The 22,904-nt window shown below is 71.4% G+C and carries 23 protein-coding genes; 4 read left to right on the forward strand and 19 right to left on the reverse strand.

Annotated features, from left to right (window positions below):
* Position 1 precedes the first annotated feature (1 nt).
* Both EFL26_RS14760 and EFL26_RS14765 read right to left on the reverse strand, forming a co-directional pair.
* The gene (locus tag EFL26_RS14760) at positions 2 to 685 is read right to left on the reverse strand and encodes a response regulator (RefSeq protein ID WP_123223589.1); all 684 of its coding nucleotides are present in this window, start codon (positions 683 to 685) and stop codon (positions 2 to 4) included.
* Positions 682 to 2,307 (reverse strand): sensor histidine kinase, encoded by a 1,626-nt coding sequence (locus EFL26_RS14765; RefSeq protein ID WP_123223590.1) that lies wholly within the window; start codon positions 2,305 to 2,307, stop codon positions 682 to 684. The genes EFL26_RS14760 and EFL26_RS14765 overlap by 4 nt, the downstream gene beginning before the upstream one ends.
* Positions 2,308 to 2,458: 151 nt before the next feature.
* On the opposite strand from EFL26_RS14765, the gene EFL26_RS14770 reads away from it, so the two are divergent.
* On the forward strand, positions 2,459 to 3,847 hold the full coding sequence (locus tag EFL26_RS14770; RefSeq protein WP_123223591.1) for a cation:dicarboxylate symporter family transporter: 1,389 nt from the start codon (positions 2,459 to 2,461) through the stop codon (positions 3,845 to 3,847).
* 72 nt (positions 3,848 to 3,919) lie between these two features.
* On the opposite strand, the gene EFL26_RS14775 is transcribed toward EFL26_RS14770, so the two are convergent.
* Positions 3,920 to 5,083 (reverse strand): steroid 3-ketoacyl-CoA thiolase, encoded by a 1,164-nt coding sequence (locus EFL26_RS14775; protein ID WP_123223592.1) that lies wholly within the window; start codon positions 5,081 to 5,083, stop codon positions 3,920 to 3,922.
* A 192-nt stretch (positions 5,084 to 5,275) separates the two neighbouring features.
* On the opposite strand from EFL26_RS14775, the gene EFL26_RS14780 reads away from it, so the two are divergent.
* A complete protein-coding gene (locus tag EFL26_RS14780; RefSeq protein ID WP_123223593.1) occupies positions 5,276 to 6,508 on the forward strand; it encodes a cytochrome P450 in 1,233 nt (410 codons plus the stop codon).
* Between the two features lie 155 nt (positions 6,509 to 6,663).
* Here EFL26_RS14780 and EFL26_RS14785 read toward each other — a convergent pair whose 3' ends face one another.
* The 10 genes from EFL26_RS14785 to EFL26_RS14830 all read right to left on the reverse strand — a co-directional run bounded on the left by EFL26_RS14785 (position 6,664) and on the right by EFL26_RS14830 (position 14,954).
* On the reverse strand, positions 6,664 to 7,446 hold the full coding sequence (locus EFL26_RS14785; protein WP_123223594.1) for a YwiC-like family protein: 783 nt from the start codon (positions 7,444 to 7,446) through the stop codon (positions 6,664 to 6,666).
* Positions 7,447 to 7,583: 137 nt separating this feature from the next.
* Positions 7,584 to 8,099 carry a hypothetical protein gene (locus EFL26_RS14790; RefSeq protein ID WP_123223595.1) on the reverse strand — a complete coding sequence of 172 codons (516 nt, stop codon included), beginning with the start codon at positions 8,097 to 8,099 and terminating at the stop codon, positions 7,584 to 7,586.
* 54 nt (positions 8,100 to 8,153) lie between these two features.
* Positions 8,154 to 8,921, reverse strand: coding sequence for a type I methionyl aminopeptidase (map, locus tag EFL26_RS14795; RefSeq protein ID WP_123223596.1), 768 nt, complete (start codon positions 8,919 to 8,921; stop codon positions 8,154 to 8,156).
* Positions 8,922 to 8,979: 58 nt separating this feature from the next.
* Complete coding sequence (locus tag EFL26_RS14800) at positions 8,980 to 10,170, reverse strand: PP2C family protein-serine/threonine phosphatase (RefSeq protein ID WP_342773535.1); 1,191 nt, start codon at positions 10,168 to 10,170, stop codon at positions 8,980 to 8,982.
* Position 10,171: 1 nt separating this feature from the next.
* Complete coding sequence (locus tag EFL26_RS14805) at positions 10,172 to 10,972, reverse strand: alpha/beta fold hydrolase (protein WP_221176962.1); 801 nt, start codon at positions 10,970 to 10,972, stop codon at positions 10,172 to 10,174.
* Between the two features lie 79 nt (positions 10,973 to 11,051).
* Positions 11,052 to 11,279: a hypothetical protein gene (locus EFL26_RS14810; protein WP_123223598.1), complete on the reverse strand. Its 228-nt coding sequence runs from the start codon at positions 11,277 to 11,279 to the stop codon at positions 11,052 to 11,054.
* A 15-nt stretch (positions 11,280 to 11,294) separates the two neighbouring features.
* Positions 11,295 to 11,639, reverse strand: a complete 345-nt coding sequence (locus EFL26_RS14815) for an STAS domain-containing protein (protein ID WP_123223599.1) — start codon at positions 11,637 to 11,639, stop codon at positions 11,295 to 11,297.
* Between the two features lie 73 nt (positions 11,640 to 11,712).
* Positions 11,713 to 12,882 carry a thiolase domain-containing protein gene (locus tag EFL26_RS14820; protein WP_123223600.1) on the reverse strand — a complete coding sequence of 390 codons (1,170 nt, stop codon included), beginning with the start codon at positions 12,880 to 12,882 and terminating at the stop codon, positions 11,713 to 11,715.
* A 1-nt stretch (position 12,883) separates the two neighbouring features.
* Positions 12,884 to 13,945, reverse strand: coding sequence for a thiolase domain-containing protein (locus tag EFL26_RS14825; protein ID WP_123223601.1), 1,062 nt, complete (start codon positions 13,943 to 13,945; stop codon positions 12,884 to 12,886).
* Positions 13,946 to 13,979: 34 nt separating this feature from the next.
* Positions 13,980 to 14,954, reverse strand: a complete 975-nt coding sequence (locus EFL26_RS14830; protein ID WP_123223602.1) for a Zn-ribbon domain-containing OB-fold protein — start codon at positions 14,952 to 14,954, stop codon at positions 13,980 to 13,982.
* A gap of 82 nt (positions 14,955 to 15,036) precedes the next feature.
* Between EFL26_RS14830 and EFL26_RS14835 the strand changes: the two genes are divergently transcribed.
* On the forward strand, positions 15,037 to 16,083 hold the full coding sequence (locus EFL26_RS14835) for an LLM class F420-dependent oxidoreductase (RefSeq protein ID WP_123223603.1): 1,047 nt from the start codon (positions 15,037 to 15,039) through the stop codon (positions 16,081 to 16,083).
* A 15-nt stretch (positions 16,084 to 16,098) separates the two neighbouring features.
* Here EFL26_RS14835 and EFL26_RS14840 read toward each other — a convergent pair whose 3' ends face one another.
* Both EFL26_RS14840 and EFL26_RS14845 read right to left on the reverse strand, forming a co-directional pair.
* Positions 16,099 to 16,650 carry a cysteine hydrolase family protein gene (locus EFL26_RS14840; protein WP_123223604.1) on the reverse strand — a complete coding sequence of 184 codons (552 nt, stop codon included), beginning with the start codon at positions 16,648 to 16,650 and terminating at the stop codon, positions 16,099 to 16,101.
* 80 nt (positions 16,651 to 16,730) lie between these two features.
* Positions 16,731 to 17,171: a VOC family protein gene (locus EFL26_RS14845; RefSeq protein ID WP_123223605.1), complete on the reverse strand. Its 441-nt coding sequence runs from the start codon at positions 17,169 to 17,171 to the stop codon at positions 16,731 to 16,733.
* 97 nt (positions 17,172 to 17,268) lie between these two features.
* Here EFL26_RS14845 and fadD8 point away from each other — a divergent pair, with 97 nt between their 5' ends.
* A complete protein-coding gene (gene fadD8 / locus EFL26_RS14850; RefSeq protein WP_123223606.1) occupies positions 17,269 to 18,900 on the forward strand; it encodes a fatty-acid--CoA ligase FadD8 in 1,632 nt (543 codons plus the stop codon).
* A gap of 63 nt (positions 18,901 to 18,963) precedes the next feature.
* Here the strand turns inward: fadD8 and EFL26_RS14855 are convergent, their stop codons facing one another.
* The 4 genes from EFL26_RS14855 to EFL26_RS14870 form a co-directional block, all read right to left on the reverse strand.
* Positions 18,964 to 19,464: a hypothetical protein gene (locus tag EFL26_RS14855; RefSeq protein WP_123223607.1), complete on the reverse strand. Its 501-nt coding sequence runs from the start codon at positions 19,462 to 19,464 to the stop codon at positions 18,964 to 18,966.
* Between the two features lie 2 nt (positions 19,465 to 19,466).
* Positions 19,467 to 19,718, reverse strand: a complete 252-nt coding sequence (locus EFL26_RS14860; RefSeq protein ID WP_123223608.1) for a DUF4242 domain-containing protein — start codon at positions 19,716 to 19,718, stop codon at positions 19,467 to 19,469.
* A gap of 154 nt (positions 19,719 to 19,872) precedes the next feature.
* Complete coding sequence (locus EFL26_RS14865) at positions 19,873 to 20,160, reverse strand: hypothetical protein (protein WP_123223609.1); 288 nt, start codon at positions 20,158 to 20,160, stop codon at positions 19,873 to 19,875.
* Positions 20,161 to 20,261: 101 nt separating this feature from the next.
* Complete coding sequence (locus tag EFL26_RS14870) at positions 20,262 to 22,850, reverse strand: ATP-binding protein (RefSeq protein WP_123223610.1); 2,589 nt, start codon at positions 22,848 to 22,850, stop codon at positions 20,262 to 20,264.
* Between the last annotated feature and the right edge of the window lie 54 nt (positions 22,851 to 22,904).

Raw genomic sequence — 22,904 nt, forward strand, 5'->3', positions numbered from 1 at the left:
CTCAACGGCGCCAGCGGTACTCCACCTCGGGACGTCCGCTGCCGCCGTAGCGCTGCGCCCGGTCGGCGAGGCCCTCGTCGGCCAGGTGCTCGAGGTAGCGCCGGGCGGTGACCCGCGAGGCCCCGATCACCGCGGCGACCTCCGTGGCAGACAGGCCGGCGGCTGCGGCGCGGAGCGCGTCGGTGACCTGGTGCAGGGACTCCGCGCTCATCCCCTTGGGGAGGGGAGCCGAGGACCCGCGCGTGCGGAGCGTGCCGATCAGCTGGTCGACGTCGGCCTGGACGACCTCCGTCGCGCTTGCGGCCAGGCGCGCGCGGTACTCGGCGTACTGCTCGAGCTTGGCGCGGAACGTCGCGAACGAGAACGGCTTGAGCAGGTAGAGCACCACGCCCTGGGCGACGGCATGCCGCACCACCTCGGCGTCGCGGGCCGACGTCACCGCGATCACGTCGCACAGGTGACCGGCCGCGCGCAGCTTCTGCAGCAGTCCGAGCCCGTGCCCGTCCGGGAGATGCATGTCGAGCAGGACGAGGTCGATCGTCGGGTCGGCGGCCAGTGCGCGAGCGGCATCTCCGGCCGACCGGGCGACCCCGGCGACCTCGAAGCCCTCGACGCGGTTCGTGTACGTCGCGTGGGCCTCCGCGGCGAGCTGCTCGTCCTCCACGACGAGGACGCGGACGGTCACGGGGTGCCTCGGACCGCGGCCGGCCGCTCGGGCGCGAGCGCCTCGGAGCCGAGGGTCACCGTGAAGCGCGCGCCTCCGAGCGGGGACGTCCCCACGTCGACGGTGCCACCCGACCTGCGCGCCACCTGGCCCACGAGGGCGAGGCCGATGCCCGACCCCGAGGTCTTCGTGGTCCAGCCGCGCTCGAGCACGTGCTCGGCGTCGTCCGGCGGGATCCCTGGCCCGCTGTCGCCGACCACGACGGTGACGAGGTGGTCGTCGCCGGAGAGGCGTACCTCGACCCGGCGGTCCTCGAGGCCGGCGACGGCGTCCATCGCGTTGTCGAGCAGGTTGCCGACGACCGTGACCAGGTCGCGCGGCTCCACGGGCAGGCGGCCGGCGCGGAGCTCGCCGTGGACGGACAGGTCGATGCCGCGCTCGGCCGCCTGGGCGGTCTTGCCGAGCAGCAGCGCCGCGAGCACGGGCTCCTCCACGGCACCGACGACCTGGTCGGTGAGCTGCTGGGCGACGTGGAGTTCCTCGGTGGCGAACGCGACGGCGTCCTCGGGACGGCCCATCTCGATCAGGGAGACCACCGTGTGCAGCCGGTTCGCGGCCTCGTGGTTCTGCGAGCGCAGCGACTCGGACAGCCCCCGCACCACGTCGAGCTCACCGGTGACGTCGATCAGCTCGGTGCGGTCCCTGAGGGTGACCACCGCGCCGACGTCCTTGCCGCCCCAGAATGCGGGGGAGGAGCTCACCACGAGGACGTGGTCCCCGGTCACGTAGATGTCGTCGGCCTCCGCCGTGTCGCCCGTGACCGCGGCGACCAGCCCGGGCGGCAGGCCCAGGTCCGTGACCGGCCGCCCGAGCACGTCGTCGGGCAGGGACAGCAGCCGCCGGGCCTCGTCGTTGGCCAGCTGCACGCGGCCCTCGGAGTCGAGCAGCAGCAGGCCCTCCCGGACGGCGTGGAGGACGGCCCGGTAGTACTCGTACATCCGGGTGATCTCGCGCTCGCCCATGCCGTGGGTCTGTCGGCGCAACCGCCGGTTGATCAGCCCGGCGCCGCCGACCCCCAGGGCGAGCACGGCCAGCGCGGCGAGCCCGATACCCGCGAGGCTGCGGCGGAGCCGCGAGTCGATCTGGTCGAGCTTGATCCCGACCGAGACCATCGCCACCACGGTGCGGTCGGTCTCGGAGGCTCGCACCGGGACCACGGCGCGCTCCGAGGGACCGAGCGTGCCGGTGTACTCCTGGGTGAAGATCCCGCCCCGGGGTGCGCTCCCGAGGTCACCGATGAAGTGGCCCCCGATCTCCTTCGGGTTCGGGTGCGTGCAGCGGGTGCGGTCGAGCCGCATCACGACGACGAAGTCCACGTGGGTGTCCTGGCGCACCGCTTCGGCGTACGGCTGGAGGACGTCGCACGGGCCGCCGCCGGCGAGGGTGGTCCGGACGACCGGTGAGTCGGCCACCGACTCCGCGACCGCCACCGCCTGGTCGCGGGCGTGGTCCCGGCTGTCGCGCCGGGCGTTGTACGTCGCGAGTCCGACCGCCACGACGACCACGACGAGCACCATCAGCACCTGCAGCACCAGCACCTGGCGCGCCACGGAGCTCTCGCGCCCGGGGGCTGACCTCCGCATGGACGCATTGTGCCGCACCGGCTCCGCGCCGGTTCTGGGCCGCCCTCGAGCGTGACGGCGGTGAACTCAACGAACACAACAGTGACGGCGATCACACGGCGACCGAGAGTGGGCGGACCGGGAAGCTCCCGGATCCCCCCTTGGAGGAACCATGACCACGACAGCTGAGACGTCCGGACGGAAGGCAGCGACGCCGCGCCGCGACCGGACCCACTACCTGTACCTGGCCGTCATCGTCGCCGTCGGCCTCGGCATCGTCACCGGCCTCGCGGCCCCGGACTTCGCCGTCCAGCTCAAGCCGGTCGGCACCGCCTTCGTCGGGCTCATCAAGATGATGATCCAGCCGGTCATCTTCTGCACGATCGTGCTCGGTGTCGGTTCGGTGCGCACCGCAGCGCGGGTCGGCAAGGTCGGCGGCCTGGCCCTCGGCTACTTCCTCGTGATGTCCACCGCCGCGCTCGCGATCGGCCTCGTGGTCGGCAACATCCTCCACCCGGGCTCCGGTCTGCACCTGACCAAGGCGGTCGCGAGCGCGGGTCACGCGCAGGCGGCTGGCGCCGGCGGGTCCACGAGCGAGTTCCTGCTCGGGATCGTGCCGGTCTCGCTGCTGTCCTCGCTGACGTCGGGCCAGGTCCTCCAGACGCTCGTCGTGGCGCTCCTCGTCGGCTTCGCGCTGCAGTCGATGGGCAAGGCCGGCGAGCCGGTCCTGCGCGGCGTCGGCCACGCCCAGCGGGTCGTGTTCCGCGTCCTCGCGATGATCATGTGGGCTGCGCCCGTGGGCGCCTTCGGCGCGATGGCCGCGGTCGTCGGGGAGACCGGTGTCGACGCACTGAAGAGCCTGGCGGTCCTCATGGTCGGCTTCTACGTCACCTGCGCCCTGTTCGTGTTCGTGCTGCTCGGCGCGATCCTGAAGCTGGCCACCGGCGTCAACCTGTTCTCGCTGCTGCGCTACCTCGCCCGTGAGTTCCTGCTGATCGTGTCGACCTCGTCCTCGGAGTCGGCCCTGCCCCGGTTGATCGCCAAGATGGAGCACGCCGGCGTCGACAAGCCGACCGTGGGCGTCGTGGTGCCGACCGGGTACTCCTTCAACCTCGACGGCACCGCGATCTACCTGACCATGGCCTCGCTGTTCATCGCCAACGCGATGGGCACTCCGCTGTCGGTCGGCGAGCAGATCTCGCTGCTGCTGTTCATGATCATCGCCTCGAAGGGTGCCGCCGGCGTGACCGGTGCCGGGATGGCCACGCTGGCAGGCGGGCTGGCCTCGCACCGGCCGGCCATGGTCGACGGTGTCGGCCTCATCGTCGGGATCGACCGGTTCATGTCCGAGGCGCGCGCCGTCACCAACTTCGCCGGCAACGCTGTTGCGACGGTGCTCGTCGGCCACTGGACCGGAAGCCTGGACCGGGCCCGGCTCGACCGGGTGCTGGCGGGCCACGAGCCGTTCGACGAGGCCACGATGCTCGACGAGGAGGACCTCGTGGTCACTCCGCCGGTGCCGACCGTCGGGGCTGCGTCTCCGGCACTCCAGCCCGCCTGACGGCAGCGGGACGAACGACGAAGCGGCGTCACTCTTCGCAGGAGTGGCGCCGCTTCGCGTCGTACGGCGGGATCAGATGCGTTCGATGATCGTGCCGGACGCCTGGGCGCCACCGGCGCACATCGAGATCAGGGCCGTGGTGGCGTCGCGACGCTCGAGCTCGTGCAGCGCCGTCGTGAGCAGCCGGGTGCCGGTGGACCCCACCGGGTGGCCGATCGCGATGGCGCCGCCGTTGACGTTGATCTTCTCCTCGGGCACCTGGTGCACCTTGGCCCACGACATCACCACGCCGGCGAAGGCCTCGTTGACCTCGCAGATGTCGATGTCCGAGATGCTCATGCCGGTGTCCGCGAGCAGCTTCTCGGTGGCCTGCACCGGACCGTCGAGGTGGTAGTAGGGGTCGGCGCCGACCAGGCAGGACGACACGATCCGTGCCCGCGGCTTCAGGCCGAGCGAGGCGGCGAGGTCGGAGTCCATCAGCAGCAGCGCGGACGCGCCGTCGGAGATCTGCGAGGACGTCCCGGCCGTGTGCGTGCCGCCCTCGAGCACGGGCGCGAGCGCCGCCAGCGCCTCGAGGGTGGTGTCGCGCAGGCCCTGGTCGGTGCTCACCACCCGGGTCTCCCCGGTCGGGTTGCCCTCGTCGTCGAGCACGGGGGCCTCGACGGCGAAGATCTCCCGGTCGAAGCGGCCCTCGTCGACCGCCACGCGCGCCTTCTGCTGTGACCAGAGGCCGAACCGGTCGACCTCGCCGCGGCTGAAACCGCGGTCCTTGACGATCCGGTCGGCGCCCTCGAACTGGTTGGGCAGGTCGATGCTCCAGTCGTCGGGTCGCGGGTCGCCGAGACCCTTCGGGACGTTGCCGCCCAGCGGGATCCGGGACATCGACTCGATGCCGCAGGCGATCCCGACCGCGATCGCGTCGGCCTTGATCATCGCGTTGACGAGGTGGGTCGACTGCTGGGCAGAGGAGCACTGCGCGTCGATGACGGTGGAGGCCGTGTGGTTGGGCAGTCCGGCGTGCATCCACGCGCGGCGGACCATGTTGTTGGACTGCTCGCCGGCCTGCGTGACGCAGCCCCCGATCACCTGGTCGACCAGGTTCGGATCGATGCCCGAGCGCTTGAGCACCTCGACCTGCGCCGCACCGAGGAGGACGGCGGGGTGGACGCCGGCGAGCCAGCCGCGGCGCTTCCCCTGCGCCGTACGGACGGCTTCGACGATGACCGGGTTGCCCATGGGTTCCTCCTGAGTGACGGGTGCGGCTCGTTTCAAAAGTAGAACACGTTCTGGTTCTGCGCCAGCCCGTCTCGGGCGGTGGGCGACCGCACCCAGAAAACCGGTCCCAATCCGCGGTGGGGACTTCCGAACATACGGAGAGTATGTAACGATCCTCACTAGAACGTGTTACAGAAATCGTGGAGGACACTCGTGACCGCAGCGCCCACCCTGCCCGCCAACTTCGACCCGACGGACCCGAGTCTGTGCGAGGAGAGGATCCCGCTCCAGGAGTTCCTCGAGCTCCGGAAGACCGCCCCGGTGTACTGGGTCGAGCAGGCGCCGGAGGCGCGCGCCGGCTTCAACGACACGGGCTTCTGGGCGATCAGCAAGCACGCCGACATCGCCGCGGTGTCGAAGAACAGCAAGGACTTCTCGGCCAACGAGAACGGCGTGATCATCCGCTTCGCCGCCGACATGACCCGCGAGCAGGTCGAGCTGCAGAGCGTCATGCTGGTCAACCAGGACCCGCCGGACCACACCAAGACCCGCCAGATCATCAGCCGCGGCTTCACCCCGCGCGCGATCGGCGCCCTGCACGAGGTGCTGGTCGAGCGGGCGAACAAGATCGTCGACGACGCGCTCGCCAAGGGTGAGGGCGACTTCGTGTTCGAGGTGGCCGCCGAGCTGCCGCTCCAGGCGATCGCCGACCTGCTCGGCGTACCGATGGAGGACCGGCGCAAGCTGTTCGACTGGTCCAACCAGATGCTCGCGTACGACGACCCGGAGTACGACGCGCAGCCCGACGTCGCGGCCGCCGAGATCCTGGGGTACGCGATGGCGCTCGCCGAGGAGCGCGCGAAGGACCCCAAGGACGACATCATCAGCAAGCTGGTGACCGCCGACGTCGACGGCCACAAGCTCGGGGACGACGAGTTCGGCTACTTCGTGATCCTGCTGGCCGTGGCCGGCAACGAGACCACGCGCAACGCGATCACCCACGGCATGAACGCCTTCTTCGAGAACCCCGACCAGTGGGAGCTGTGGAAGCGTGAGCGCCCCTCGACGATGGTCGACGAGGTGATCCGCTGGGCGACCCCGGTCACCGTCTTCCAGCGCACCGCGCTGAACGACGTCGAGATCGGCGGCCAGCCGATCAAGAAGGGCGACCGCGTCGGGCTCTACTACGCGAGCGGCAACCACGACGAGCAGGTCTTCGAGAACCCCGACAAGTTCGACATCCTCCGCGACCCGAACCCGCACCTGGCCTTCGGTGGGCACGGCGCGCACTACTGCATCGGTGCGAACCTCGCTCGCCTCGAGGTCGAGGTGATCTTCAACGTGATCGCCGACCGGATGCCGAACATCGTCAAGACCGGCGAGCCCCGCCGGCTGCGCCACGCCTGGATCAACGGCATCAAGGAGCTCCCGGTCAAGTACGCGTAGGCGCAGCCACGGGGGAGCGAAGCGACCGACCGTAAGTGAGCGAGGCCGAGTCGAGCTTGCTCGATCTCGTGCCGAGCGAGCGAGCGTTGAGGCGCGCAGCGCCGATCACGCGTAGGCGCAGCCACGGGGGAGCGAAGCGACCGACCGTGACCGCCTCACGCCAGCAGCGAGGTCGCCGCGACCGCCACGGTCGCGGCGACCTCGGCAATTCCGACCTGCTTCGGCGTCGGCCGGTGCGGCGGCACCAGGATCGCGCGCGCGAGCAGGGCGGCGAAGACGAGAAGCAACGCCCAGGCGGTGCCGGAGTTCTCGACCAGCCCGAACACCACCGCGAGCACGATCAGGGCGAACGCGTGGAAGATCCCGCTGAGCCAGCGGAACGCGACGTTGTCGCGCTCGCGGATCACGGTCTTGACGTAGAACACGGTGCCGGCGAAGTAGAGGAACTGCACCAGGGCGAGCTCCCAGGCCCGCGTGAGGTCGGTGCCCGGGCCCGCGTCGTACGCGACCACGGTCATCAGCGCCGATCCGGCAGTGGTCGCGAGCCCGGACACCAGCGCCCGGTCCTGACGGTGGGCGGCGGCGTACAGGCCGATCGCCAACGGGACCACGAACAACGGCGCCCAGCGAGTGAGTCCCGGCTGCATGAACACCACGACGACGCCGAGCGCGACGCTGAGCACGGTGTAGGCGCGGACGGGCGGGAACCACTTCGCCCGTCGCCGGGACTTCAGCCAGAGCGAGGTCGCGAAGAACGCGAAGTAGCCCGCGAACCAGAACGCGGCGAGGGGCAGCTGGACCCAGGCGACGCCTCCCGCGAGCGCGCCCACGAGCAGGGGAGAGGCGAGCATCGCCCAGGCGCCGTGCTGGTTCGGGACCCAGCCGGGCCCCCGGCGCTGCCGGCCCGGCCGGGTGCGGGGGGTCGTCGTGCTGGTCATGCGTCCCACTGTAGGAGCGGTCCGACCTTCGCCGAGAGGGCACTCGATCTGGCTGGAATGGCGCCGAGCGGGCAGTGCTGCTTCCAGTGCGAGCGCCCGCTCGGCGTGCTTCTGGGCAGCGGGAGTGCCCGCTCGGCTCAGAGGCCCGGGCCCTCCTCGCGCAGACGCTGCACGCTGGTCATCGCCTCGCGCAGCTGGGCGAGCCACTCGTCCGCGTGCTCGCCGACCAGCCGGACGCACCAACCCAGCGCGTCGGCCCGGCTCCGGGCCACCCCGGCCTCCACGAGCGTGTCGAGCACGCGCCGCTCGCGCTGGCGCAGCCGGGTCATCACCGGCGCCGCCACGTTGGTGAACAGCGCCCGGGTCTCGCCGCACGCAGCACCCCACGACACCTTGCGCTCGAACCGCCGCTCGGCCTCGCGCGCGATCCGGATCCGTTGGTCCCGGGTCTCCTCGCGGAACCGGGTGATCCGGCCGACTGCGGCCTCGCGAGCCTCGTCGGTGGATCCCTCGGCCCCGTCCGGTACGGCGATCCGCCCGATCACGACGATCTCGTCGCGGTCGACGCTCACGTCCGCCGGCTCGGTGAACCAGTCGTCCGGCAGCCGGCCGTGGATCCAGCCGGCGATCTGCTCCTGCTCCGTCGCGCTCATCGCGCCACCTCCTGTAACGATGTAATCATGTAATCACACCGGTCAAGAGGATGGTCAGGTCCGCGCCGTGAGCACCTCCGGGCCGTCCTCGGTGATCGCGACGGTGTGCTCGCTGTGCGCACCGCGCGAGCCGTCCGCGCTGCGCAGGGTCCATCCGTCGGGGTCGGTGTAGATCTCGTCGGTGCCGAGCAGGAACCACGGCTCGATCGCGATGACGAGGCCCGGCTGCAGCGGCAGGCCGCGACCCGCGCGGCCGTCGTTGGGCACGTGCGGGTCGCCGTGCATCGTCCGGCCGACGCCGTGCCCGCCGAACTGCAGGTTGATCCCGAGGCCGGCCTCGCGCGCGACGCTGCCGATGGCGTGGCTGATGTCGCCGAGCCGATGGCCCGGCTGCGCCTGCTCGATCGCGGCCGCGAGCGCGCGCTCGGTGGTCGCGATCAGCTCGAGGTCCTCCGGTCGCGGGGTGCCCACGACGAGGCTGGTCGCCGAGTCCGCCACCCAGCCTTCGACGGAGCAGGCGAAGTCGAGGCTGAGCAGGTCGCCGTCCTGCAGGCGGTAGTCGTGCGGGAGCCCGTGGAGCACGGCGTCGTTGACCGACGTGCAGAGCACCTTGCCGAACGGCATCGCGCCGAACGACGGGTGGTAGTCGACGTAGCACGACTCCGCACCGCGCTCGGCGATCATCCGGGCCGCGAGCGCGTCCATCTCGAGCAGGTTGACCCCGACGTCGGCGGCGTCGCGGAGGGCCTCGAGCACCTGGGCCACGAACTGCCCGGCCGTGCGCAGCCTCCCGATCTCGGCGGCGTTGAAGAGCTCGATCACGCGCCGAGCCTAGACGGGCCGACGCCAGGACCCGGACCGGTGTGGGCAGAGAGGCCGCTCAGTCCGGTAGGGGCGGGACCTGGAGCGCCACCAGCGCGATGTCGTCGCGGGGCTCCTGCCCCTGGAAGGCGAGGACGTCGTCGAGCACGCGGCCGATGAGCGGCTCGGCGGTGTCGACGCTCTCGTGGAGCAGCCGCATGAGGCGTTCCTCGCCGTAGAGCTCCGAGCCCCGACGGCCGTCGGTGACGCCGTCGGTGTACAGGAGGACGGTCGTCCCCGGTCGCAGCTCGAACCGGATGTCCTCGTAGGCGACGGACGGGAACGCACCGACGAGGTGGCCCGGCTCCCCGACGACGCGGGGGACCTTGTCGGTGTCGAGCACGATCGCCGGCGGGTGGCCGCCGGCCGCCATCGCGACGTCCCACCAGTCCCCGATCCGGCGCAACCGGAGGACCGCGGCGGTGCAGAAGCGCTCGCTCGGGTGGTCCAGGACGACCTGGTTGAGCTGGCTCAGGATGGTGGCGGGGCTGGTCTCGGAGATCGCCAGGGCGCGGATCGTGTGCCGCACCAGCGTGGCGACGGCTGCGGCCTCGACGCCCTTGCCGGCCACGTCGCCGATCGTGACGACCCAGTCGCTGGCGGAGACGGCGAACACGTCATAGAAGTCCCCGCCGATCTCGTCGCCCGTGCCCGCTGGCCGGTACGCCGTCGCGATGTCGAGACCGTCGATCCACGGGTTCCGCGGCGGCATCAACGTCTCCTGCAGGGTCCGTGCCAGCAGGGTCATGCGCTTCTCGGCGTCCTCGGCGCGCTTCTTGGCGGCGAGCAGCTCACGCTCGTACCTGCGCCGTTCGGTGGCGTCGAAGACGGCGACCCGGGTGATGCCGGGCGCCCCGTCCTCAGCCCGGTCCAGGACCGCGTTGACGAGGACCGGAAGGCGGCTGCCGTCGTGGCGCAGCAGCTCCAGCGCGACCTCGCTGACCTGGCCGTCGAGGAGGAGCAGCGGCCGGAAGTGCGTCTCGTGGAAGAGCTTCGACCCGGCCGCGAGCAGGTCGATGAACCGAACCTGCCCGACGACGTCCCGGGACTCGTGACCGGTCCAGGTCAGGAACGTGGCGTTGGCCTTCACGACGAGCCCGGCGGCGTCGATGCTCAGGTAGCCGCAGGGTGCACGCTCGTAGAGAGCCTCGGGGTCGTCGACGAGCAGCGCCTTCTCGAACGCCGCCCTGGCCTGGTCGTGGCCGGTGATGTCAGGCCCTCACCTTGAGGAAGTCGTTCATGGCGTCGACGACCTCGCCGGGCGCGCTGAGGTGGGGGCAGTGCCCGGTGGCGTCGAGCACGACCAGGCTGGCGTCGGCGAGGTGGTCGGCGACGTAGCGGCCGACCTCGGGCGACGCGATGATGTCCTCGCGGCTCTGCAGCACGAGGCAGCGGGCCGACACGGCGGGCAGGTCGGCCCGGTTGTCGGCGAGGAACGTCGCTCGCGCGAAGCCCTCGGCGATCGCGGGGTCGACCGTGCAGAAGCTCGCCCGCAGCTCCTCGCCGAGCTCGGGACGATCGGGGTTCCCCATGATGGCCGGGGCCATCGACGCGGACCAGCCGAGGTAGTTGCCCGCGAGGGAGTCGAGCAGGTTGTCGATGTCGGCGGGCTCGAAGCCACCGTGGTACCCGGCGTCGTCGAGGTACCGGGGCGAGGGCCCGATCATGACGAGGGCGTCGAAGAGGTCGGGCGCGGCGACCTCGGCGAGCGCACCGATCATCGCGGAGACCGAGTGCCCGACGAAGACCACGTCGCGCAGGCCCAGCGCGCGGCAGATGCGGACCACGTCGTCGGCATAGCCGTCCAGCGAGGCGTACCGGTCGGGGTCGTAGGGAGCGCGCGCCCCGCCCGCACCCACGAAGTCGAACAGGACGACCCGGTAGCGGTCCTCGAACTGGGGCGCGACGTGGCGCCACATGTTCTGGTCGCAGCCGAAACCGTGGGCGAACACCATCACCTGTCCGTCGGGCCGGCCGCGGTCCGTGACGTTGAACGCCTCCACCGGGTGCATCCGCCGATCGTAGGCCACGCCGCCGCGGGCGGCCGGTGCTCGAACCGGCCGGAGGTCTCGGTCGGACCTCGGTCGGGCTTCAGCCGGGCTCCGGGTCGCGGCGCTCGAAGTCGCGGGTGATCGCCTTGAGCAGGTGCGCCGGCAGCACCAGCTCGCCGGACCGGTGCCGGGAGAGCAGCTCGGCGAAGAACATCTGCGGATCGGCGGAGGCGAGCTCGAAGAGGTCGTGGGACCCGTCACCGGCGAGGTGGGAGCTCAGGAACTCGGCCAGCTCCAGGCGCAGCGAGGACCGCTCGTCCGTTCCCATGGTCGCGATGCTAGGTCAGAGCCCGACCGACGCGCGCCACTGGTCGTGCGACGGATGCACCGTGAAGACCAGGTCGAGCTTGGTGATCGTGAAGAGCCTGAGCAGCACGGGGCTGTCGCAGATGATCGCGAACGAGCCGCCGGCGGCGTACGCCTTGCGGCGGCCGCCGATGAGAGCGCCGAGGGCGGTCGAGTCGAGGAACTCCGTGCCCGAGAGGTCGACCACGAGGTTCGCCCGGCCTTGCGAGATCAGGTCGCCGATCCGGTTGCGCAGGGTCGTGTACGACGCCAGGTCGATCTCTCCCTGCGGCGCGAGGATGTCGTACTCACCCTCGGTGCTGTGCCCGATCTCCAGCTCCATGAGCGCCCCCCTTGGCACGACGACCGTCCTGACCCACGGCGGACGCTACACGCGCCAGGGGGCGTCCGCAGTGCTAGTTCGAGGGCTTGTCGGCCCCGACCACCCACATCGCGAAGAACTGCGAGCCACCTCCGTAGGCGTGGCCGAGTGCCTTGCGGGCACCGTCGACCTGGTGCTCGCCCGCCTCGCCCATGACCTGCAGGGACGCCTCGGCGAAGCGGATCATCCCGCTGGCGCCGATCGGGTTCGAGGACAGCACGCCCCCGCTCATGTTCACCGGGATGCGTCCACCCAGCGCGGTCTCGCCGGCCTCGGTGAGCTTCCAGCCCTCGCCCTCGGCCGCGAAGCCGAGGTTCTCCAGCCACATCGGCTCGAACCACGAGAACGGCACGTAGATCTCGGCGCAGTCGATCTCGTCGATCGGGCTGGTGATCCCGGCCTGCTTCCAGAGCGCGGCAGCCGCCTCGCGACCGGCCTGCGGGTTCACCTGGTCGCGCTCGGCGGCGGTCGTCGGCTCGGAACGCATCTGGGTGCCGTGGATCCACGCCGGGTTCGTGACGCCGGAGGTCCCGACCGCACTCTCCGAGGCGATCACCATCGCGCAGGCGCCGTCGGAGGACGGGCAGGTCTCGTCGTACCGGATCGGATCCCAGAGCATCGTCGAGGCGAGCACGGACTCGACCGTGGTGTTCTCGTTGCGCAGGTGGGCGTAGGGGTTCTTGAGCGCGTTCTGGCGGTCCTTGGCCGCGACGATCGCGCCGATGTTCGTCGGTGCGCCGGAGCGCCGGATGTAGGAGCGCACGTGCGGCGCGAAGTAGCCGCCCGCACCGGCGTGCACCGGCATGATGAACGGCACCGGCACCGACAGCGCCCACATCGCGTTGGACTCCGACTGCTTCTCGAACGCGACCGTCAGGACGCGCTCGTGCACGCCCGCCTGCACCAGGGACGCCGCCACGATGGCGGTCGAGCCGCCGACCGAACCCGCGGTGTGCACGCGCAGCAGCGGCTTGCCGGCGGCGCCGAGCGCGTCGGCGAGGTAGAGCTCGGGCATCATCACGCCCTCGAACAGGTCGGGCGCCTTGCCGACGACGACCGCGTCGATGTCGGCGAAGGTCAGCTGGGCGTCGGCCAGGGCCCGGTCGACCGCCTCGCGGAGGAGGCCGGCGATCGAGACGTCCTTGCGGGCGGCCTGGTACTTGGTCTGGCCGACGCCGATGACCGCTGCGGGAACCTTCGCCATCTCAGTTGCTCCCCTTCTTCGAAGCCAGCGTGCAGACCAGGTTCTGCTGCAGCACCGGGCCGGACGTGCTGTGGGCCAGGGCCTTCTCGGACTCTCCGGCCCAGATCCTGCGGGACGCCTCGCCGATCCGGTTGAGGCCCGCGGTGAACATCGGGTTCGCGGTCAGCGCGCCGCCCGACGGGTTCACGGTCACGTCGCTGGCCAGGCCGAGCGCCTCGCGCAGGATGATCTCCTGGTGGCTGAACGGTGCGTGCAGCTCGGCGAGGTCGACCCCGGCGGTGCCGGCGGCGCGGCCGGCGAGGGCGGTGCTCGTCGAGGTGGTCAGGTCGCGGGCGTTCAGCGCGATCGGCTCGATCCGGTGCTCGAACCCGGTGATCCAGGCGGGCGTCTCCCGGGCCTCGTAGGCCTTGTCGCCGGCGGCGATCACGATGGCCGCGGCCCCGTCGGAGACCGGCGCGATGTCCCAGCGGCGCAGCGGGTCGGCGTACATCGGCTGGGCCAGCACGTCGTCGACGGAGGTCGCGCCCTTGCGGATCGCCCACTCGTTCGCCGCCGCGTCGGTCATCGACCGCGCCACCACCTCCGCGGTCGCCTTCTCGTCCCACAGGCCCTTCTCCAGGCCCTCGCGGGCCTGCAAGCCGTTGAGGGAGACGGTGTCGGGCCACAGCGGCTGGACCGTGTAGGGGTCGAGCTGGAGGGACAGGGTCCGGCGCAGCACGCCGGCGGAGGCCTTCCCGAACCCGTAGACGGCGGCCGTGTCGATCTCGCCGGTCTGGATCTTGACCCAGGCCTCGTAGAGCGCCCAGGCGGCGTCCATCTCGACGTGCGACTCCATCACCGGCGGCAGCGCGCCGATCGCGTCCACGGCGGAGACGAACGAGAACGACCGCCCGGCCAGGTAGTCGCTGGACCCGGAGCACCAGAAGTCGATGTCCTTCTTGGTCCAGCCGGTCTGCTCGTAGAGCTCGCCGAAGATCGGCACGAGCAGCTCCACGCAGGTGGGGGATCCGTCCATCTCCTTCATCTGCCGCTGGCTGAAGGCAACGACTGCAACGTCTCTCATATCTCTTCTCCGGTTCCTGAGCCTGTCGAAGGGCTCAGAGGTGCTGCTTGTAGGTCTCGTACTCCGCGTCCGGCTCACCGGTCGGGCGGAAGTACTTGATGTTGTTGAGGTCGGTGGTCCACTCCTCGCGGGGCTTCCAGACCGCCTCGACCCGCATGCCCATGCGCACGTCGGCGGCGTCGCACTCGAGGATCAGGTGCAGGAACGCGATGTCCGCGCCGTCGAGCAGCACGTACGCCGAGACGTAGGGGATCGGGATCTTCTGGCCCTGGAACGGCACGTTGACGATGCAGAACGTCGTGACCGTCCCGCGGTCGGGCAGCTCGATCTCCTCGGCGGTCGGGACGCCGTCGACCGGGCAGGCGCCGCGCGGCGGCACGTAGACCTTCTGGCACTTCGGGCAGCGCTGGCCAAGGATCCGGCCCTCGGCGAGACCGCGGAAGAACTTCGACTCCTCGGGTGACGCGGCGTACATGTACTCCAGGTTGACCGGGCTGATGATCCCCGTGATCTCGGGCTCGCCCGTGGTCTCCACCGACGCGGACGGCGCGGGTTCCTCGTCGCCGACCGGCTCGAACCAGGCGATGTCGCGGATCGTGCCCGTCGGCTCGTCCGCCCAGCGCACCTTGACGCGCATGCCGGTGCTCATCGCCGCGGGGGAGTCGACCGAGACGGCGTGCAGGATCGGCGCGTCGGAACCGTCGAGCAGCACGTGCGCGAACGCGAACGGCCGGTCGAGCGGCTGGTCCTTCACCGGCTCCGTCACCCACGTCCAGGTCTGCACCACTCCGGCGGACGACACGGGAACCAGTTCGGTCACCGCGGCGTGCGTCACCGGGTCGAACTCCGGCGGCGGCACGACGACGCGGCCGTCGGCGAGCACGCCGCCGAGCACCTGCTGCTGGGCGAGCGCGGACATGAACCGGGAGAGCACGGGGCCGAGCGAGCGGGTGTAGTCGAACTCGACCTTCATCGGTGCACTGAGCACGCGCGATTCACTGGGGGCCATGGCACCGAAGTGAAACACGTTCTAGTTCTGGAGGCAAGGAACCGGTAGGGTCGCGCTGCTCGACGACCGATGGAGGAGTGCCGTGAAGCTGGGACTGCAACTGGGCTACTGGGGGGCGCAGCCCCCGCAGGGCGTGGGCGAGCTGGTCGCCGCCGCCGAGGACGCAGGTTTCGACGCGATCTTCACCGCGGAGGCCTGGGGCTCCGACGCCTTCACCCCGCTGGCGTGGTGGGGGCGCGAGACCTCGCGCGTGCGCCTGGGCACCTCGATCGTGCAGATGTCGGGTCGTACGCCGACCAGCATCGCGATGCACGCGCTCACGCTCGACCACCTCTCCGGGGGCAGGGTCGTGCTCGGCATGGGCGTCTCCGGGCCCCAGGTAGTCGAGGGCTGGTACGGCCAGCCCTTCGCCAAGCCGCTGGCGCGCACCCGCGAGGTCGTGGAGATCATCCGCAAGGTGCTCGCCCGCGAAGCGCCCGTCACCAACGACGGCCCGCACTACCCGCTGCCCTACGCGGGTCCCGGCTCGGTGGGGCTCGGCAAGCCGCTGAAGCCGATCGTGCACCCGCTGCGGGCCGACATCCCGATCTGGCTGGGGGCCGAGGGGCCGAAGAACGTCGCCCAGACCGCCGAGATCGCCGACGGGTGGATCCCGATCTTCTACACGCCGCGGTCAGCGGGCATGTACCAGCCGTGGCTGGACGAGGGCTTCGCCCGACCCGGCGCCCAGCGGACCCGGGCGGACTTCGAGATCGCGGCCACCTGCCACCTGCAGATCACCGAGGACAACGGGCCGGCGAAGCAGGCGGTCATCGACGCGATGAAGCCCTACGTGTCGCTCTACATGGGCGGCATGGGTGCCAAGGAGCAGAATTTCCACAAGCAGGTGTTCGAGCGGATGGGCTACGGCGACCTCGCCGACGAGGTCCAGCGGCTGTACCTGTCGGGGGAGAAGGACAAGGCCACGTCGCTGATCCCGGACGAGCTCGTCGACGACATGCACATCATCGGCGACGCCGGCTACGTCAGGGAGCGGGCCGCGGAGTGGGAGGCCACCGGCGTGACCACCCTGCTGCTCAGCCTCGGCTCGCCCGACGACATCCGGCGGATCGCCGAGGTGCTCGCCTGACGGGTCGCGACGACCTCAGCCGAACGTGACCGCCTCGGTGGGCACGACGGCTGCCTCCCGGCCCGGCCCGGTCTGGAACGTCCAGTAGAGGTTGGCGTGGGAGACCACCTGCTCCGGGGCCGGAGCGCCCCACTGGGTGAGGTCCTCGGTGGTGTGCGCGTCGCTGACCAGCGTGGTGTCGTAGCCGCGCACGAAGGCGCCGTGCAGGGTCGCCCGGATGCACGCGTCGGTCTGCGCGCCGGTGACCACGAGCTGGCCGACGGCCCGGTCGCGCAGGACGTCCTCGAGGTCGGTCGCCTCGAACGCGTCCCCGTGGCGCTTGTGCACGACCGGCTCCGCGTCGGCGGGATCCAGCTCGGGCACGAGTCGCCAGGCGTCGGTGTCGGGGACGAGCTCGTCGGACGAGTGCTGCACCCACACGACCGGGGCGCCGGCCTCGCGGGCACGCGTGACGAGCTGGTCGATGTTGGCCACGACCTCGTCGCGGTTGAACGAGCCGTCGACGACGCCGTTCTGCACGTCGACCACCAGGAGCGCGCGGTTCGGTCGGTCGGACAGGGTGGTCATGAGGAGCCTCCTCGTCGGTGGGGTCGCTTCACGACGAGACTAGATCGGCGCACCGACAGCCCGTCGGGGCCGAACCGGCCTCACGCCACGCAGAACTCGTTGCCCTCGGGGTCCTGCATGACCACGAAGTGGAAGGCGTCCTCGGGGTCGTCCTGGCTGGCCCGGCGCTGCACGCGCGCGCCGAGTGCGACGAGCTCGTCGACCTTGGCCTCCACGAGGCGGACCCGCTCGGCGTACGGCAGCGCGTCGTCGCGGGCGGTTGCGTAGAGGTCGAGGTGGAGCCGGTTCTTGCCGGCCTTGGTCTCGGGCACCTCCTGGAACCACAGCGGCGGGCGCAGCCCCTCGGGGTCGAAGAGGCGGTCGTAGAACGTGCCGTCGTCGTCCGCGCGGCCGCGGTAGTGCGCCCACCACGTGGTGTCCGGCTCGGTGGGCGGCACGTGCACGTAGCCGAGGGCCCGGCCCCAGAACCGGGCCAGCCGGGCCGGGTCGTTGGCGTCGATGGTCAGCTGGAAGAACACCATGCCGAGCAGGCTAGGGCTGTCTCCCGACAGGTGTCGTGGCGGTCGTCCCGCCCGTTCCCGTTGCCCCAGACCTAGAACACGTTCTAGTCTGGCCGGCATGACTGGCTCTGAGGACAACCTGCGCACGGGTACGCACAACGGCCACCTGATGGTCGCCGCCCTGAAGCGGCACCGGGACCGGCCGATCATCCACCTGGGGGACGTGACGCTCACGGGGCAGCAGGTCGCCGAGCGGATCAGCACCTACGTCCAGGCCTTCGAGTCGCTCGGCGCCGGCAGCGGCACCGGCGGCGCGCTGCTCGCGCTCAACCGGCCGGAGGTCCTCTTCATCCTCGGCGCGGGTCAGACGCAGGGCTACCGGCGTACGTCGCTGCACCCGCTCGGGTCCGCCGACGACCACGCGTACGTCATCAACGACGCCGACATCACGACGTTGATCGTCGACCCGTACTTCGCCGAGCGCGCGATCGAGCTGCTCCGGAAGTGCCCCGGCCTGACCCAGGTGCTCACCATCGGGCCGGTGCCCGAGGAGGTCGCGAAGGCCGCCGCCGACGGCGGCCGCACCACCGCCGACCTGACCGAGGTCGCCGCGGGGTTCGAGCCGCAGCGGCTGGAGGCGAAGCTGCTCCCGCCCGACCACATCGTGTCGATCACCTACACCGGCGGCACGACCGGCAAGCCGAAGGGCGTCGTCGGCCTGACCCAGACGATGAACACGATGACCAGCGTCCAGCTGGCCGAGTGGGAGTGGCCGGAGTCGCCGCGCTTCCTCATGTGCACGCCGCTCTCGCACGCGGGCGCCGCCTTCTTCGTCCCGGTCGTGATCAAGGGCGGCACGCTGTTCGTCTCCGCGCGGTTCGACCCTGCCGAGGTCCTGGCCACCATCGAGGAGAAGAAGATCAACTCCCTGATGCTGGTGCCGACGATGCTCTACGCGCTGCTGGACCACCCTGACTCGCGCACCCGCGACCTGTCCTCGCTCGAGACCGTGTACTACGGCGCTTCGGCGATCAACCCGGTCCGGCTCAAGGAGGCGATCGAGCGGTTCGGCCCGATCTTCGCCCAGTACTACGGACAGTCCGAGGCGCCGATGGTGATCTCGTACTTCCCGAAGGGCGACCACGTCGACGCCGAGGGCAGGCCGATCGAGTCACGGCTGACCTCGTGCGGTCGCCCCGCCGCCCTGGTGCGCACGGCGCTCCTCGGCGAGGACGGCAACCCGGTGCCTCAGGGTGAGCCGGGGGAGATCTGCGTCGCGGGCCCGCTGCTCTCCGGCGGTTACTGGCAGCTGCCCGAGCAGACCGCGGAGACCTTCCGCGACGGCTGGATGCACACCGGTGACGTGGCCCGCGAGGACGAGGACGGCTTCTGGTACATCGTCGACCGCACCAAGGACATGATCGTCACCGGCGGATTCAACGTGTTCCCGCGCGAGGTCGAGGACGTCGTCGCGGAGCACCCGGCGGTCGCGCAGGTGGGTGTGATCGGCACGCCGCACGAGAAGTTCGGCGAGGCGGTCACCGCGATCGTGGTGCTGCGCGAGGGCCACGATCTCACCGACGAGGTGGTCGCCGAGATCCAGGACATGGTCAAGGAGCGCAAGGGCTCCGTGCAGGCGCCCAAGCAGGTGATCGCCACCGACGCATTGCCGCTGACCGCGCTGGGCAAGCCGGACAAGAAGGCGCTCCGCGCCCGGTACTGGGAGGGTCAGGGCCGCTCGATCGGCTGACCGTCCTCCGGACGCAGGTCGGCCGTGGTGCCCTCGGGGGCACCACGGCCGACGTCCCCCGGTTCAGCGGGGGCAGAGCGGGACGTTCGCGTTGTACGACGCGAACAGGCTCTGCGGGTTCTTCCGCCAGATCCAGGCGTGCAGCGTCCACAGCCCGAGCGACGGGTTCGGGACCATCTGTTGTCCGAGGAAGTGCGGAGCGGTCGCCGCGTCGGACATCTTGACGATGTACTCGACCGCGACCAGCTTCAGGGTCCCGTCGTGCATCTCGTAGACCAGCGCCTCGGGATGGGTCCGGCTCAGCTGCCCGCCGTCGTTGAGCAGGTCGCCGTTGACCAGGTGGAAGCCCATGCCCTGGTTGGTGCTGGGGCTGTCGAAGCACGGCAGGCCCGGGTCGCCGTACCCCGCGGCCTCGGCCTGCGAGGTCGCGTGGAAGGCGGCGGTCGACGCCCGCACGTCGTCGAGCCCGTCGGTGTGCGCCTGGGCGCTCCCGGCGTACCCCGCCGCGAGGACTCCGGCCGCTGCTGCCGCGGAGACCGTCACGCGGACACCTGCGCGACGCATCGTCAGACGCCTTCCTGGACCTGGTAGATCTCGTCGGCGACCAGACCGTGGGCATCCCGGTGCACGGTGTTCGCGGTCTCCGCGTCGGGTGCGTCGACGAGGCAGAAGATCTTGCCGGCCTTCTCGTCGACCCAGTAGCGGAGGTACTGGACGTCGTGGTCGCCCTGGGTCGCGAGGTCGGCCTGGTGGGCCTTGGCCACGTCGTCGATGCCGACGCCGCCGTCCATGTGGTGGATGTCCATGAAGAGAGGCATGTGTTGCTCCTTTGGTTGAGGTGGTGCTTCGACGCTAGGGACCGCCGGGGACGGCGGGATCGGTGACGGATGCCCAGATTGGGCCGGCCGCCTGCCCAGGTTGGGGCCGGGAGCGGTTCCCGCCGAGCCGGGAACCGCTACCACCCCGGAACGTTCACCGCGAGGCGTGGATGCTCGCGGCGTGCGCGCTGATCACCAGCTGCGACACCCGGGTGTCGTCGGTGATCCTCGGGCCGGCGACGCTCGAGCAGACCGAGCCGGGGTCGAACTCGGCAGCGTGGTCCGCCGGTGCCTGCGTCCCGTGGGCGGAGCCCACGGTGGTCAGGGCGAGGAAGAGCGCCGCGGGAAGGGCCCACCGGCCGATCGCCCGGGTCGTGCTCGGGGCGCCGGTCGAGGTGCTGGTGGAGGTGCTGGTCGACGTGGTGTCTGAGGTGAATTCCATGGTGTGCTCCTTGGTCGAGGTGGTGCTTCGACGCTAGGAGCGAAGGGGTTTTCCCCAGATCCGTGAAGGGCTGCCCATGTTGGCGTGGGGACACCCAGGTTTCAGAGACGCGCAGCCAGCTCTGCGGCCTCGGTACGGCTTGATACACCCAACTTGGCGAGGATCGACGAGACGTGGTGGTCGACGGTGCGCTGGGAGAGGAAGAGGCGCTGGGCGATCTCGGCATTGGTCAAGCCCTCGCGGAGGACTCCGAGCACCTCCGCCTCGCGGGCCGTGAGGCCGGCCGGGTGCGCCGCGGTCGTCGGCCGCGGACCGCGCTGGGCGGGGACGTGGATGCCCCGCTGACGGAGCAGCGTCCGCAGGTTGCGAACGGCGGGCGCCGCGCCGAGACCGGCGAACACCTCGAGGGCGCGCGTCATGGACTCGGGCTCGCCGGTCCAGGTCAGCGCGACGGCCTCCTCGAACGGGCAGCCCAGCTCGTGCCAGGCGTCGGCGGCGGCTGCGTGGTCCCCCCGGATCTCCAGGGCGTACGGCGCCGGTGCGTGTGCGTGGTCATCGGCCGGCAACCGCTCGAGCCGGCGCAACCAGGCGGCGAGCTCGCCGTGCAGCCATGGGTCCGTGCCGGCGTGCGCGTCGTACGCCGCGAGGACGTGCCGGTCGACCAGGGAGAGGTCCTGTGCCAGCCAGGCCGCCTCGGCCGCCGTGACTGCTGCGTGCACCGACCACTCGGCGTTGCCCAGGCCGTCGGCCAGCGTCCAGATGCGGTCCAGGAGCGCCCGGCCCTCGGGCTCGCCCAGGCGCAGGAGCACCCGGGCGGCCGGGATCGCCAGGTGCAGCTCGTTGACCTCGGAGATCGGCTCGGCCAGGGTGCTGCGGGCGAGGTCGGCGGCAGCGGCGAGACGGCCCTCGCGCATGAGGGCGTCGACCCGGCTGCCCCGGAGGCACACGGAGTGCGTCCTCATGTCGTGGTCGCGGCAGAACTCCATGCCCTCGGTCCACGCCCACTCGAACTCCGCGGACCGGAAGCTCCCGACCGCGTTCACGTAGGTGTTGACGTAGTTCTCCGCGCAGAGGGTGTCGTCACCGACGCGGAGGCCCAGCTCGAGCGATCGGCGGAGCAACGCGTAGTCCAGGACGCCGTGCTGCAGGTCCCGGAACGCGTCGCCCATGAGCACGCGCGGAAGGACGGTCTCGTCGCCGCTGGTCTCGCCGATCCGTCGGGCCTCGGCGAACAAGGGGACGGCCTCCTCGAGGGTCCTCGTGCTCGCGAAGTGGTAGAGCGCCAGCGCCTTCTCCGCCGAGGCCGGTCGGTCGACCATGAGCGCGTAGGACTCGGCCATGGCGCGGCCGTGCTCCTCGCCGCGGCAGAGGCGCCACATGCAGTTGCCGTAGCGGCGCAGCGCGCGGCTGAGGGCCTCGACGTCTCCGAGCTCCCGGCGGATCGCCACCGACTCGGCCCAGTGCTCGGCGGCCTCGGCCCAGTGGTCGCGCAGCGAGAGCGCCTCGGCGAGCCCGTCGTGCGCCGCGGCCCGCTCCTCGGGAGTCAGGCCGCCCAGCAGGGGAAGGGCGCTCCGGTAGTGCCCGACCGCCTCGCGGTTGGATCCGACCGCGGCCGCCTCGGCCGCCGCCGCCAGGGCATGACGCAGCAGCGCGGCGCCGTCCCCGCCGCGCTCGGCGTGGTGGGCGAGCGAGCCGTGGTCGCCGCCCTCGCGCTCGAGCACGGCGAGCGCCGCCCGGTGCAGCTCGGTCGCCTCGTACGCCGGCACGGACTCCTCGACCGCCAGGCGCGTGAGCTCGTGGCGGAACCGGAAGGCGAGGCCGTCGGCGACGAGCACGCCGCTGCGGTGGCACTCGTCGAGCGCCGACGCCGGCACGCCCGCGACCGACGCGATCACCGGCGCCGGGGCCGGCCGGCCGAGGACGGCAGCGGCGGCCAGGATCCGCCGGGCGTCGGCGCCGTGCTGCTGGACGCGCATCCGGACCAGGTCGGCCACCGACGGTGGCACGTCGGCCGGGGCGAAGCGCAGCACCTCGGTGACGAAGAACGGGTTGCCGCCGGTCATGGCGTGCACCCGCTCGGTCTCCCGGGCGCCCTGACCCGCGAGCCGGCGTACCGCTTCCGCGGTGAGGGGTGGCAGCGAGATCCGGCGCGTCGAACCGTGGCCGGCGAGCTGGCCGAGCAGCGTCGGCAGGATGCTGTCCGGTGCCGGCTCGTCGTTGCGCAGGGTCACCAGGACGAGGGCGGGCACCCCGCCGAGCCGGCGGGACAGGAACATCAGCCAGTCCAGCGTGGCCTCGTCCGCCCAGTGCACGTCCTCGACGACCACTCCGGTCACGGAGGCCCGGGACGCGAGGAGCGACAGGAATTCTCCGAACAGCTCGTTGCGGTTCGCCCCCGCGGCGAAGAGCTCGCGGAGCCGGCCTCCCGACCGCGCGGCGATCTCGTGCAACGGGCCGAGCGGCCGCGGGGTGAAGCCGCCGTCGGAGGCACCCCAGAGCCAGGCGATGTCCGGCCGCGAGGCACGGAAGGCGTCCACGAGGGCGGTCTTCCCGATTCCGGCCTCGCCGGCGACGAGGACCAACCGGCCGTGGCCCTGGGCTGCGTCGGTGGCGTAGTCGGTCAGCGCGTCCAGGAACGGTCCTCGCTCGAGGAGCTCCGGTTCGGTGGCCGGCGGCTGGATGCCGCTCACGTTCCTGTCCTGGCCGCGCCGGCTCGGGCTGCCTCGGCCCGGTTGTCGACTCCC

This window comes from Nocardioides pocheonensis (assembly GCF_003725535.1).
GTDB lineage: Bacteria > Actinomycetota > Actinomycetes > Propionibacteriales > Nocardioidaceae > Marmoricola > Marmoricola pocheonensis.